At 72.6% G+C, this 13,911-nt stretch carries 8 protein-coding genes; 2 read left to right on the plus strand and 6 right to left on the minus strand.

The window, feature by feature from the left end:
• Window positions 1-216: 216 nt before the first annotated feature.
• The 5 genes from B207_RS0120210 to guaB form a co-directional block, all read right to left on the minus strand.
• Window positions 217-1,371: an ABC transporter substrate-binding protein gene (locus B207_RS0120210; protein ID WP_018638424.1), complete on the minus strand. Its 1,155-nt coding sequence runs from the start codon at window positions 1,369-1,371 to the stop codon at window positions 217-219.
• A gap of 344 nt (window positions 1,372-1,715) precedes the next feature.
• Window positions 1,716-3,011: a hypothetical protein gene (locus B207_RS40730; protein WP_195905327.1), complete on the minus strand. Its 1,296-nt coding sequence runs from the start codon at window positions 3,009-3,011 to the stop codon at window positions 1,716-1,718.
• Window positions 3,012-5,259: 2,248 nt separating this feature from the next.
• Window positions 5,260-6,810 (minus strand): hypothetical protein, encoded by a 1,551-nt coding sequence (locus tag B207_RS0120220; protein ID WP_026311258.1) that lies wholly within the window; start codon window positions 6,808-6,810, stop codon window positions 5,260-5,262.
• Between the two features lie 119 nt (window positions 6,811-6,929).
• Complete coding sequence (locus B207_RS0120225; protein ID WP_018638425.1) at window positions 6,930-8,060, minus strand: GuaB3 family IMP dehydrogenase-related protein; 1,131 nt, start codon at window positions 8,058-8,060, stop codon at window positions 6,930-6,932.
• Between the two features lie 90 nt (window positions 8,061-8,150).
• Window positions 8,151-9,632 (minus strand): IMP dehydrogenase, encoded by a 1,482-nt coding sequence (gene guaB / locus B207_RS0120230; protein WP_230205147.1) that lies wholly within the window; start codon window positions 9,630-9,632, stop codon window positions 8,151-8,153.
• Window positions 9,633-10,364: 732 nt separating this feature from the next.
• Here guaB and B207_RS0120235 point away from each other — a divergent pair.
• Together B207_RS0120235 and B207_RS38610 are read left to right on the plus strand one after the other, a co-directional pair.
• Window positions 10,365-10,781: a DUF5319 domain-containing protein gene (locus B207_RS0120235; RefSeq protein WP_018638427.1), complete on the plus strand. Its 417-nt coding sequence runs from the start codon at window positions 10,365-10,367 to the stop codon at window positions 10,779-10,781.
• 606 nt (window positions 10,782-11,387) lie between these two features.
• Complete coding sequence (locus B207_RS38610) at window positions 11,388-11,720, plus strand: WhiB family transcriptional regulator (RefSeq protein WP_035741549.1); 333 nt, start codon at window positions 11,388-11,390, stop codon at window positions 11,718-11,720.
• Between the two features lie 439 nt (window positions 11,721-12,159).
• Here B207_RS38610 and groL read toward each other — a convergent pair whose 3' ends face one another.
• Window positions 12,160-13,809 carry a chaperonin GroEL gene (gene groL / locus B207_RS0120240; protein ID WP_018638429.1) on the minus strand — a complete coding sequence of 550 codons (1,650 nt, stop codon included), beginning with the start codon at window positions 13,807-13,809 and terminating at the stop codon, window positions 12,160-12,162.
• Window positions 13,810-13,911 lie beyond the last annotated feature (102 nt).

Raw genomic sequence — 13,911 nt, forward strand, 5'->3', positions numbered from 1 at the left:
ATCCGACTGGAAGGCCACTTCCGTCACTACGGCTGGCCACGTTTTCGGTAATTCGGCTGCCGGAGTTTCTCCGGTGAAGCTCTGCGTCGTTTCCTCGGAATTTGATCCGGGTGTGCGTGGCCTTGATTTGTGCGGCCCATCCCGGGCGAGCGTGGCGGGATCGCATCCAACTCGCTCCGCTCCGCGCAAGGCACCTTGAGGCGCCCCACAACGTGGCTACGGAACGTCACTGATCACAACCTGGTGCGATCTCTGCGCAGCCCTGGGCCAGGGCCGCCCTTTGTCGTCGTTGTACTCGGCCGCGATCTCCTCCGCCGTACGCTGGGTGAGATAGCTGCGGAACTGGTGCCGCGGGGACCAGCCCACCTCGGTCGAGAATCCCTTCGCAGCGGTACCGAAGGCCTGCAGGTCGTCGCGGAAGAGAAGCGCCCGCGACAGGCACACGATGTGCGGCCGGTAGTTCTCCGCGTTCAGCTCACGCCAGAACGCGGAGAAGTCCGTCACATTGGGCACGCCGGCGATAATGGATACCTCGTTCTCGACGATGTTCTGCACTATCGACGAGTAGGAGCGGGCGTCCACGTTGTAACGGTAATCCGCCGGGTTCCCGACGATCTGGAAGCCTTCCTCCCCCAGTTTGGGCAGACCGTAGTCGACATTGGCGAACGCGTCGCCCTCCTGGTCCCGCGGTAGCAGCAGCGCCACGCTGCGGGGGACCTCCAGCGGGCTCCACAGGCCCCGGTAGGCCGCCCGCAGATCGGCCATGCCCCAGTTGAGGTGGTAGGTCCAGACGAACGGTCGCTGCGGATCACCGCCGCGAGCATAGAACCAGGCCTCCCACGGCACCGCGGACGAGATACAGGGAACTCCCTGCGCCTCGCAGATGTCGGACACCGGGTTCACGTTGTCCGCGGTGCCACCGACCAGGACGACGTCGACGCGGTCGGTGAAAATGAGGTCGGCGGCGGCGGAGGCGGCCCTGTTGCGGTCGGACTGCCCGTCCCGGACAAAGATCTCCACCGGCAGCGTGTTCCTGCCGACCCGGATGCCGTCCTTGAAGTGGTTCCGCATCCGCTCGACAACATGATTGTCGACATCGGCGTAGTTCCGCAGTGCACCGGTTTGCGGGCTGACCATGCCGATACGCACCGCACGACTGCCGCTGCCGCTCGAACCGCCGCCGCAGGCAGCCAGCAGGGCAGCCGAGGGAACCGCAGCCGCGGCCATTCCCGCCGCCTTGAGAAGGCCCCGACGGTCGACCAGCCGCCAGCCCTCCGGACGCATCTCGACGCGGGGGCCGGCCGGGCTCTCCGGCGCCGTGACCAGGTCCGCTCCGCCGGGATCAGGGAGGCCAGAACCTCCGTGGTTCAAGATTTCCTGAGCGGCGTGCCGCCGCCTGGTACCAGCAACACGGTCAGACCAGAACATGACACACGATCCTGCCCCATGACCGGAAAATGCAATTCACCGGGTCCGCGGACTGGCGGGCCGCCAGGAACATCGGATAGCGTGCCGATCCCATTTGTCGGGCTTCTCCGGTAAGCCCTCACGCAGCGCAGCGAGGTCGATCCGCGGCGCTGACGGCGATCGCGTCCGGCACTCACCGCCCGCGCCCGGCTCTCACCACTGCACCCGCATTCCACAAAGGGCGCACTTCATGAGGGAGAACCCCGCCCGCGTGGCGGAGGAGTACGGAGGAGGAGTACGGAGGCGGATCAGTTCACGTAGCAGGCCCGGTCCGGCTGGTTCTGCGCCGCGCGGAGGAAGAGGGTTCCCTCCGCCCTGCCGCCCGCTCCGCGACCGGGGGAAACGAGGCTGTCCCCGGACACTCCCGCGAGCGGGCCGCTGGTGAACTGAACGGCGGCGACCGTGGTGTCCGGATTATCGCCCTGCGAGGGATCCATCCTGTACTCCCCCGGGGTGTTGTTCCACCGGTACGTCAGCCCCGTCGGCTCGACGACGAACACATCCGGCAGCGGCTCACCGGCGGAGTTCACATCGATCATCAGGCGGCAGCGCCAGGTCCCGTTGACCAGGGCCCTGCCCTGCAGGGCCTCCTGCGTGGTCGGCTCCTGGGCGACCTGGCTGGTCTGCGGCGACGTCGGCTCGGGCGATGACTGCTCGTTGCTGTCCCCGCCCATCAGCACCGTGTACAGCCCGACCACGAGCAGCGACACCACCAGGGCAATTCCCAGCGGGCCGATCCAGCCATGCTTGAGCCAGGCGAACCGGTCGGCCTCCGGCGACGCGGAGTTCTCGTCCGGCTCGTCGTGGAGATCCGCGGGTTCGAGCACACCGACCGCACGGGTCCCCCGGCGTTCCGCCGCGGCACCGCCGCGCGGACCGGTCCCGCCGCTGCCGCGGCCGCCGTCACCACGGCCGCTGTCGCCACGGCCGCTGTCGCCACGGCCACCAGCGCCGCGAGCCGCGGACCCACGGCTGCCGGTGCCACGAGTACCCGTCCCGCGGCTGCCGGTACCGCGGCTGTCGAGCCCGTCGAGCCCGTCCGCCGCCTCCGCACGGTCCAGACCTGCCACGTCGGTGGCACCCGTGTCCCGGCCGCGGCGCCCCGCACGGCCCGCGCCGCGCGCCGCCGACCGGCGGTTCTCCGGGCGCAGATCCTCAATGTCCGGCGCGCCGGCGGCGGACCGGTCCCGGCGCGGCGTGCGGATGCGCCCGGCGGTCCCCGTCTCGTCCAGGCCGGCGTCGTCCCGTGCCTCGCCCGGCCGGGGCGACCCGCGCCGTGGCGCCGGTGTCGAGACGGCCTGCAGACTGTCCGTGTCGGTCACCGGGTTCGGGGTGCGCCGACGGTCGGCCGGCACGCCTCGCTGCCCGGTGCGGCGCACCGAGCGGGACGGCTGCCAGCCCGGGTCCTCCTCCCGGTCGACCCCGCTCCGCCCGCGGCCCCGGCGGGTCACCAGCGACGTCATCTCGACCGCGCTCTCGGGACGCCTCCCGCGGCCCGGACCGGTCGTGGTGACAGCGGGACTCGCGGCGCCCTGCGGACCCATCCCGGATCCGGAACCCGGTCCGGCACCCGATGGGGCCGTTCCCGGGCCTCCCAGACCTCCCGGACCCGTGGCACCGACGGCACCGCCGGTGCCCGGCTCACCGGACCGGCCCGGGGGCAGCGCAGGGATGTCCGTGCCCGGCCGGAAGGACGGCCGCGCGGTGAGAATCGTGTCCTCTACCGGCGTGCCGGCCGGCAGCGCACGCCAGGGCCCGGACGGCCCCGACAGGGCGCCGGGACCGGTGCCCGGGGCACCTGGGCCCAGAGCACCTGCGCCCGGGCGGCCCGAGCCTGGCCCGTCCACCCGGGCCGGTACCCCGTTCGGCAGCGGCCCGGACAGTGGATCCATACCGGGCGGCAGTGGCTCAGCACCGCGGCGCCGCGCGGGAAGGTAGTCCTGGGGCCCATCCCGACCCGGGGCGCGCCATGGGCCCGACGCCTCACCGCCACGTGACTCACCAGCCCGATCCGCCATCGGCAGGCCCGGTGACGACGGGGTGGACCAGGAACCGGACGGAAGCGAGGCCCGCGTGCGCACCGGCGCCGGGCCCGTACCGCCGGGGGCTCCTCCGTTGGCGCCCGGTGCGAGTGCGCTGTGCCCGCCGGCGGCGCCGAGTGGCATCGCACTGCCCGATCCGGCGGTGCCGGCCGTGCCAGCAGCGCCGGTCGTGCCAGCAGCGCCGGTCGTGCCAGCCCGCGGCCCGAACCCGCCTCCGATGGGCATCCCGCCCGTGACCGCCGGGCCGCCGGACGGGTACGGACTCGCTGGCGGCGAATTCCCTGGCGGCAGGCTCGCCGGTGACGGCGTGCCGGGCGGCAGGGCGCCGGCGGGACGCAAAGATCCACCGGGGGGCGGGGCGGACGAGCCGTGGGCAGGGCCGGATTCGACGCCGTACCCACCCGGGCCACCGATGCGGTATCCACCGGTGTCCGTCCCACCCAGACCAGTGCCGCCCAGAACATAGGGGCCGCTGGCCGGGCCGGGGCCGGGGCCGGGCGGCGGATCGGAGCGGGTCGGGTATCCGTCCTGCGGCGGTCGCGCGACCCGCGGCAGCCCGCCGGTCGGCGGACCCTGCCGGGGCGGTAGCGAGGCGCCCATCTGCTGCCCGGTGCCCGAACCTGCACCGTTCCAGGGGTCGACGGCCGCCGGCCCGGTTCCTTCGGGCTGACCGGAGTACCCGGCCGCCGGTCGGCGGAACCCGCCGGTCTGGTAGGGCCGGGGGAATCCGCCGGTCTGGTCCGGGCGGAGCGGGCCACCGCTGCGCGGCCGGTCCGTGTCGGGATGCGGCTGCCGCTGCGGCTGCGGCGTCTCCTGCGGAACGGCCGCGCCGTAGCCCGGATAGCCGCTCTGCTCGCCTCCGATACGCACCGATCCGGTTGCCGGACCGACAGGACCGGTCGGGCCGGCGGGAGTGACCGGGTGGGCCGGCAGAAGGGGCGAACGCTCGGTCGGATAGCGCGGCGGGGGTGTGGACTCAACGTAGCCCCGCTGCTCCGTGCCGTAGCCGGAAGGTGAGCCGAACACATCGGTGACCGGTGGCCCGGGTTCAGGCCTCGCAACGGCCGGCAGGCCTGGCGGCAGGGGAACCGCGTTGGACGGAGCGGGGGTCGCGCCACGGCCGTCAGGAACACCACGGGAGGTTTCGACCTCGACCGCCGGACCGGCAGCCAGCGGCGACGGGCCGCTCCACGTCGAACTGACGTCGAACGGGTCGCTGCTCGGCGCGCCAACGACGACACCACCAGCCCCGCCCATGACCGGACCACCACTGACGACCGGGCCGCCACCGCTGACCACAGGGCCGCCACCGACGATCACGGGGCCGCCTGCCGGACCGCCGCCGACATCAGGACCGGATGACGGCCACGGGGTTGTGTCCCACCCGCCGCCGGACGTCGGTGCCGGGCGGTAGGGCGGAGCCGCCTCCTCGGGTTCACCGACCCGCTCGACGGCAAAGAAGTCGTCGTCGCGACGGCCGCCGGAGGGTCGGTCCGTGCTGTCTGTTGTCACGGATCAATCACCCGCCTGCCACCGCGATGGTTGGGCCCGCGTCGCCCGGCACCAGGCCCGCACCGCGCTGTCGCAGCCTCGTCGACTCCGCTCGTCGACCGCTCTCGCCGACGAGGCTCATGACTGCGACCGCGCATGTGGCCACGACCGTCCCGCACGCCCGAAACGGACCACGGAATCGACCGAGACGAACGCGAATCGGTCGCAAACGGGATCATCACACTGTACACGGACGCTCTCATCGGAGATTGCGGCAGGCCGTGTAGATCTCGCGCACGATGCGCTGGGAGCTGTCGGAACTGACGTCCCGATTGAGGGCCAGGTACTGGTCCTGGGTGTACTGGCCCTCCAGTTTCGTCAGGGTGCAGGTGCAGAAGCGCTCGTTGCCGTCGCTGACGTTGAGGCATTCGTTGATGTAGGTCTGGCGGAGCTTCGGGTCGTACCGGCCTTCGCCCGCAGCCACCGGGCCGGTCACCGCGGGCGCGTCGTCGCCGCCCAGGACGATGAAGCCGGCGACTCCGAGTGCCGCCACGAGCGCGACCGCGAGCGCGACCGCGGCCACGACCGGCCGGCGCAACGTCGCGACGAGCCGGCCCGGCAGCCCCCCACGGTCCGCCGCGACCCCGGCATCGCCGCCGCCGGAGTCGCCGTCAGCAGAGCCGGCGCCGTCGGGGTCGTCGGGGTCGTCGTTCCAGTCCGCGGACGGGTCGTCCAACATCCCCGGCTGGCGCTGCCCACGCATCCGGCGCACCGGCGGGCGGCGCGCGGATGCCGGGGCGTTGTACCAGGCGTCCTCGTCATCGTCCTGGTCGGTATCGGCGTCGGCGTCATCCAGATCCGCGCCCGAGCCCAGGGCGGCCCGCGGCCCGGACCCCGCGCGCGACCCGGCGCCGCCGGGCGAGCCCTCGGCCCCGAAGGCGGGACGCCCGGCGGATGGCTGCCGGGGCTGGACTGTCCGCCGAGGAATGCCCTCGGTGTGCTCGGGCGGCTCGGATCCGCTCTGTGGATCCTTCTGGAGCACGGGAGCGGCGGGCCCTCCCGGCACGCGGGGTGCGAGCGGATCCGTGTGCTCCGGGTTCCTGGTCCCCAGGTCGGCGGTCCCGGGATCGGCGTTGCCAGGTGCCCGGTTCTTCGGGACGGAGACCAAAGGATGGGCACCGCTCCCGAGCTGATCGGCACCCGGCGGATCGGCGGTCGGGCCGGCGCGGTCGACGCCGCGGCCAGCCGGTGTGGCGTGGTCGAACGGGCCGGTGCCGGCCAGGTCTGCTGCTCCCGGCCCGGTGCGGGCCGGGCCGGGACGGGACGGGCCCGGCCGGGTCGCCTGCGGGCCGGTCTGGTAGCCGACGAAAGTGCCCGCCGTGGGCGTGGGCCCGGTGTAGGCCTCGCCGGTGAAGATCGGGCCGGTCGGGGCGGGGCCACCGGAGCCACCGTCTGGCGGCGTCCAGCCGCCGGCCTGGCGGGCGGCCTCGCCGGGCGAGGCCGCGTCCGGCGCGCCGACCCGGAAATCCGTCGTGTTCTCGCCAGTCGAGGCCGGGGCACCCACCCAGTAGCCGCCGCGCCGGGGGCTCTCCACCCCACTCCCCTGGCCCGGGCGTGCCGGCCCGGCGGAGACCGCCGCGGCGGAGCCCGTGGCAGCGGAGCCCGTGACAGCGGGACCTGAGGCAGCGGAGCTCGCCATGGGCGGGTCGGAACGCGACGCGACGTTCGCGAGCCGCCAGGTCTGGGCGGGTTCGTCCCAGACATAGGCGCCGTCGTCGCTGACCCAGCGGCCGTTCTCGTCGAGGCGCATCAGCCGTCCTTCACTCCGGAGACGGACGGCTCCCAGAGTGCCACGACGGATCGGCACCCACGGCGCCCGGGTCGGCGCCGTGGCATCCGCATGCCGCGGGCCGGTCAGGCACCGCCCCGTCAGCCGCCGGCGGCGACCATGATCTCGGCCTTCTGGAACTCCTTCAACGTCGCGTAGCCCGTAGTGGCCATGGCCGCGCGCAGCGCTCCGGCGATGTTCGCCACACCGTCCACGGCGTCCCCCCCGGCTCCGGTGAGGATCTCCGCCACGGAGCGGGATGCCGGCAGCTGTGCCCACTGCCCTCGCGGCAGATCGGAGTGGAGCATCTCCATCGACCAGACCGCGCCCTGACCCGGGGCGTCCACTGCCTGCGCCAGCAGCGAATCCACCATCACCGCGTCGGCACCGCACGCCACGGCCTTCGCCACGTCCCCCCCACTGCGCAGGTCGCCATGCGCGATGACGTGCACGTAGCGGCCACCGGACTCGTCGAGGTAGCGCATTCGCGCGCCTGCGGCGTCGGCGATGGCCGTCGCCAGCGGCACACCGATTCCGAGGGTTGCGGCCGTGTCGTCACCCAGGCCGCCGCCGACGCCGACGATCACGCCGGCGGCCCCCGTCCGCATCAGGTGCAGTGCGGTGGAGAAGGAGGCACAGCCGCCGACGATGACCGGAATGTCGAGCTGTCCTATGAACTGCTTGAGATTGAGCGGCTCGGTCCGCCGGGACTGGTGCTCCGCCGACACCGCCGTGCCATGGATGACCAGGAGGTCGACGCCGGCCGCGACGACGTACGGACACAGCGACCGGACCTTCTGCGGTCGCAGCGCGGCGGCGGTGACGATGCCCGCCTCCCGCATCTCGAGCAGCCGGGCGCCGATCAGGTCCGGCTGCACCGGAGCGGTGTACAGCTCGCGCAGCCGCCCGGCCGCCGCGAGCGCGCCGGCCTCGGCGCCGAGCGCCGCCACCTCCGCCAGCAGCGGCTCGGGCTCCTCGTGCCGGGTCCACAGCCCTTCCAGGTGCAGGACACCGAGCCCGCCGAGACGCCCGAGCGCGATCGCCGACGTCGGCGAGGTCACCGCGTCGGCCGCCGCGGCGACGATCGGCAGGTCGAAGCGGTAGGCGTCGATCTCCCAGCCGAGCGACACGTCGGCTGGGTCGCGGGTACGCCGCGAGGGGACGATGCCCACGGCGTCCAGCCCATAGGCCAGCCGCGCACTCTTCCCGATACCGATCTCGACGTCAGCCACCGTGTCCGGCCTCCTGGTCAACCTTGGCTAGTTCCGCCGACCATCCTGCCCGTCCGGCCGGCGGCAGGCCGTGACGAGAGGCAGCCGGGCTCACCGGGTGTAGTTCGGCGCCTCGACGGTCATCTGGACGTCGTGCGCGTGGCTCTCGGTGAGGCCGGCGGAGGTGATCCGCACCAGCTGGCTGTACTCCTGCAGGTCGCGGATCGTCGCCGAGCCGGTGTACCCCATCGCCGCCCGCAGGCCGCCGATGAGCTGGTGGGCCATGCCCGCGAGCGAGCCCCGGTAGGGCACCTGGCCCTCGACGCCCTCCGGGACGAGCTTGTCGTCCGACAGGACGTCGTCCTGGAAGTACCGGTCCTTCGAGTAGGACCGGTTACCCCCGCGGCTGCGCATGGCGCCGAGCGAACCCATCCCGCGGTAGGACTTGTACTGCTTGCCGTTGATGAAGATGAGCTCCCCCGGGCTCTCGTCGACGCCGGCGAGCAGGCTGCCGAGCATCACCGTGTCGGCCCCGACCGCGATCGCCTTGGCGATGTCGCCGGAGTACTGCAGGCCGCCGTCGCCGATGACCGGGACGCCGGCCGCCCGCGCCGCGCGCGCCGCCTCGTAGATCGCGGTCACCTGCGGCACCCCGACACCGGACACGACCCGGGTGGTGCAGATGGAGCCGGGCCCGACCCCCACCTTGACCGCGTCGGCACCGGCGGCGACGAGAGCGGCGGCGCCGGCGGCGGTGGCCACGTTGCCGCCGATGATGTCCAGCGGCCGGCCGTTGGCGCCGGTGGGCATCTCGACCTTGAGCCGGGCGATCATGTCCGGCACGGCACGGTGGTGGCCGTGCGCCGTGTCGACGACGAGGAAGTCGACCCCGGCCGCGACGAGGACCTGGGCACGCTTGAGGGCGTCCTCACCGACGCCGATGGCGGCTCCCACCACGAGGCGCCCGTCGGCGTCCTTCGTGGCGTGCGGGTACTGCTCGCGCTTGGTGAAGTCCTTCACCGTGATCAGCCCGCGCAGGCGGCCGGCGTCGTCGACGATGGGCAGCTTCTCCACCTTGTGGCGTTGCAGCAGACCCAGGGCGTCGTCCGCCGACACACCCACCGGAGCGGTGACCAGCGGCATCGGGGTCATCACGTCGCGGACCCGGCGGGTGTAGTCACGCTCGAAGCGGATGTCGCGGTTGGTCACGATGCCGAGGAGCAGACCGTCCGGCTGGGTCACCGGGACGCCTGAGATGCGGTACCGCGCCATCAGGACGTTCGCGTCCTCGATCGTCGCGTCCGGGCCGCAGGTGATCGGCGCGGTGATCATGCCCGACTCGGACCGCTTCACCATGTCGACCTGCTGTGCCTGCTCGTCAACCGACAGGTTGCGGTGCAGGACGCCGACACCGCCCTGGCGCGCCATCGCGATCGCCATCCGCGCCTCGGTCACCGTGTCCATCGCGGAGGAGACCAGCGGCACGGCCAGGGAGATGTTGCGGGACAGCCGGGTGGATGTGTCCACCGAGGACGGAACCACCTCGGAGGCGGCCGGAAGGAGGAGCACATCGTCGTAGGTGAGGCCGAGCATCGCCAGCTTCGGGGGAAGGGCTGCCCCCTCAGCCCCGGGCGCGGACCGGACGTCGGCCGCCGGGCCGGGTGCCGGGTCGATGCGGGGTTCTCCGGCCGCACGCGTGGTCGAGGTCGTCGGAGTGGCGGCGGAACCGTCCATGGCACCTTTCCGTTCGCGTCGGCCCCGCGCCTGCGGTGGCTACCCCGCGGCGCGTGGGGATCCCGCACCCGGCTACCGGGCGAGCCGGCCCACGCTCGGTGGACATGTCAGGGGCAGACGCAGGTCAGGAGCAGCAGACGCAGGTCGGGAAGGACCTGTCGCGCATGCGGCTTCGTGCGCGGCCCGCCGGTCGGGCGACGGTGATGCCCCCATCGTAGAGGCCCGACATCGGCCCCGAACTGCCCCGCGTGACCGAGAGCACCACACAGGCCACGGACGAGCCTCCCGACCGCGGATCGCACCCTGCTCCGTACTCAACCGGCCCGGCTACTGCCCACCCAAAGCGGAATACTGGCTCACTAGCACAAAGACCGCGAACCTGTCACCGGAATCGGGCGGAAGGGATGCCGACAACAGGCAGACCGGGCACGGACCAGGGGCGCCGGGATCTCCGGGACACACCCTGAGAGCAGCGTAGGCACCACGGGAAGCCATCCAGGCTGGGACAGATTCGGGCATCTGGAACGAATGCCCCGCACGTCAGTGCCGGACTCGGTATCGGGACCACTAAGCTGTGGCTACAAGCGTAGCGTGTTCCTCGTGAGCAACGAGCCCCTCGACCCCTTCGCGGGCGACCCCGAGGACCCGGCGGCCGAGCTCGCGCAGCTCGATTCCGCCGAGGATCTGGACCTGCTCGAACCGCTGTCCCTCCGGGAGCGGGAAGAGATCCTAGCCGAGCTGGGCGACCTCGACGTCTTCCGGACGCTGCTCGAACCACGTGGCTACCGGGGCCTGGTGGTCGACTGCGAGGGGTGCGCCGAGCCGCACTACTTCGACTGGGACCTGCTGGCCGGGAATCTGCGCCATCTCCTCGACGAGGGGCGCACCCGGGTGCACGAGCCCGCCTACGCCCCGGACCCAGCCTGCTACGTGAGCTGGGACTATGCGCGCGGCTTCGCCGACGGCGCGTACGAGGCGTCGGCGGCCTCCGAGGCGGACACCCGCTGACCCCCGGGCGGCCCACCGCCGCCCCCGCCCCCCGGCCGACCGGTCCACCCGGCCGCCGTTCGAAGGTCACTGATTCCGGGCACGCGCGACGCTGCGCGTGCCCATCTTTCTTGGGCCTGTCCCCGCGGTGCACCGCGCCGCCCTGGGCCTGTTCCCGCGCCGCGCACCCCTTGCCGCGCACCCCTTGCCGCGCACCCCTTGCCGCGCACCCCTTGCCGCGCCGCTGCGTAGGCCACCGGATCGCGGCCTCACCCTACGCCCGGTGATCATTTTCGTCTGCGCCGGGAATTCGGATGCTGATTCGTGTTACGACCCTGGCGACGGGTAGGCGTCAACTGCCGGCGGCGCGCGCATCCGCCAGCTGTCGACTGGTTGGCGGCGACCTGCGCGGTGTCGGTACCCGGCGTGGTCGGACGTCCACGGTTGCCCCTGGTCGCGCCGTCCCGCCCGCTCCCGACCCGATCCGCGTCGGGGGCGCGGTCCGCCAGCAGGGAGACGGCGCCGGTCGACCGGGTGAAATTCCAAGATCTCGAGTCGATGGCGGGCGGCTACGGTGACCGGGTAGTCGCGGCGCCAGCCGCTCAGGTCGAAAGGGGGGTCAGGCCTATGACCGACGTCCGACGACTTCCAGGCCCCGGCGCGGAGAAGTGGGAGTGGCAGCTCCACGGTGCCTGCCGAGGCGAGAGCACCGAGCTCTTCTTCCATCCGGAGGGGGAGCGCGGCCCGGCCCGTGCCGCCAGGGAAGCCGCAGCGAAGGCCATCTGCGCGCGTTGTCCGGTTGTCCGGGCCTGCGGGGAACATGCCCTAGCCGCCCGGGAGCCCTACGGAGTATGGGGCGGGATGAGTGAGTCCGAGCGGGAGGCGGTCCTGACCGGACGCACCCGCCGGGGTGCTGCCCGCCATGCACCGGCGAGGCCAGGTCTCGCCCCGGCCTGCTAGACGGCCGGGCCGTCGGATGACGAGATCCCCGGGTCCATCCCCGTCGAACGGGACGGACCCGGGGATCTCGCGTTTCCGGATCGTCGACACCGACGACCCACGGAGATCGCGCGGGGCGCCTGGCAGCCGACCGCTTCGGTGCTCCTTGCGGGGACATGTCGCCCCAACCCCGGCGACCACCCGCGACGGGTGAGCGGCCCGCGATCAGCTGTCAGGTGCACGACCTCGGGTGGCGCCCCGCCCGTCCAGCCGACCGGCAGGCCACCGGCATCGGTACCGACGGACGGCGCACCGACCACCGGGCGGAAAGCGGACGAGGCCCGGTCGGTACCAGTCCGACTGGTACCGACCGGGCCTCGTCCCCCGCGCCTCTGTCACCGTGATGCTCCGTGCGGCCGGCGCGCTGCTGCGCGACCGGCCGCACGGCTACCCGGACGGATCAGAAGCCCGGGCCGTGCGAGTGGGAGTGCCCGTGCCCACCGTGCGAGTGGCCATGGCCGTCGCCGGCCTCGGCCTCGGCCGGCTTCTCCGCCACCAGACCCTCGGTGGTGATCAGCAGCGCGGCGATCGAGGCCGCGTTCGCCACCGCGGAACGGGTGACCTTCACCGGGTCGACCACACCGGCGGCCACCAGGTCGCCGTACTCGCCGGTCGCCGCGTTGAAACCGTGACCGGTCACGCCTTCGCGCACCTTGGACACGATCACCGCGCCCTCCAGCCCGGCGTTGCGCGCGATCCAGGTCAGCGGCGCGTCGAGCGCGGCGCGCACGATCCGCACCCCGGACCGCTCGTCACCGGTACGACCGAGGTCGCCGTCGAGGGCCGTGGCGGCGTGGACAAGGGCGCTGCCGCCGCCCGCCACGATGCCTTCCTCGACCGCGGCCCGGGTCGCCGAGACGGCGTCCTCGAGGCGGTGCTTCTTCTCCTTGAGCTCGACCTCGGTCGCGGCGCCGACGCGGATGACCGCGACACCGCCGGCGAGCTTGGCCAGGCGCTCCTGGAGCTTCTCCCGGTCCCAGTCGGAATCCGAGAGCTCGATCTCCTGCTTGATCTGCCGCACCCGCTCGCTGACGGCGCCGGCCTCGCCACCGCCGTCGACGATGGTGGTGACGTCCTTGTCGACGACGATCCGGCGGGCGCGACCGAGCTCTGCGAGCGTGATCGAGTCGAGCTTGAGACCCACCTCGGCGGCGACGACCTGGCCACCGGTGAGGGCCGCGATGTCCTGCAGCATCGCCTTGCGACGGTCCCCGAAGCCGGGGGCCTTCACCGCGACGACCTGGAAGGTCTTGCGGACCGCGTTGACCACGAGAGTGGACAGCGCCTCGCCCTCGACGTCTTCGGCGACGATCAGCAGTGGCTTGCGCTCCTGCACGACCTGCTCGAGGATCGGCAGGATCTCGGTGAGCGCGCCGATCTTGCCGGGGTACAGCAGCACGTAGGCGTCCTCGAGGACGGCCTCCATGCTCTCGGCGTCGGTCACGAAGTACGGCGAGATGTAGCCCTTGTCGAACTGCATGCCCTCGGTGAGCTCGAGGTCCAGACCCATGGTCTGGCTCTCCTCGACGGTGATCACACCGTCCTTGCCGATCTTGTCCATCGCCTCGGCGATGAGCTCACCGACCTGGTTGTCCTGCGCCGAGATGGCCGCGACCTGGGCGATCGTTTCCTTCTTGTCGACCTCGATCGCCGCTTCCAGCAGCGCCGACGACACGGCCTGGACGGCCGCCTCGATGCCGGCCTTGAGCGAGAGCGGGGAAGCGCCCGCCGTCACCTGCTTGAGGCCCTGGCGGACCATCTCCTGGGCCAGCACCGTCGCCGTCGTCGTGCCGTCTCCGGCCACGTCGTTGGTCTTGGTGGCGACCTCCTTGGCCAGCTGCGCCCCCAGGTTCTGGTAGGGGTCGTCCAGCTCGACCTCACGCGCGATCGTCACACCGTCGTTGGTGATCGTCGGCGCGCCGTACGACTTGCTGATGACGACATTGCGACCGCGGGGGCCGATCGTCACCTTGACCGCGTCAGCGAGGGCGTTGACACCCCGCTCGAGCGAGCGGCGAGCGTCCTCGTTGAACGTCAGAATCTTCGGCATACCTGTTGTGTCCCTCCGACACCGCTACCTGGCGGAACAGGAAGGGCGCGCCCCGCCGTGGTACCCGGTGGAGACCGGGGACCACCGGTGGGACACGCCCCG

The sequence above is a fragment of the Parafrankia elaeagni genome, from assembly GCF_000374165.1.
Taxonomy (GTDB): Bacteria; Actinomycetota; Actinomycetes; order Frankiales; family Frankiaceae; genus Parafrankia; species Parafrankia elaeagni.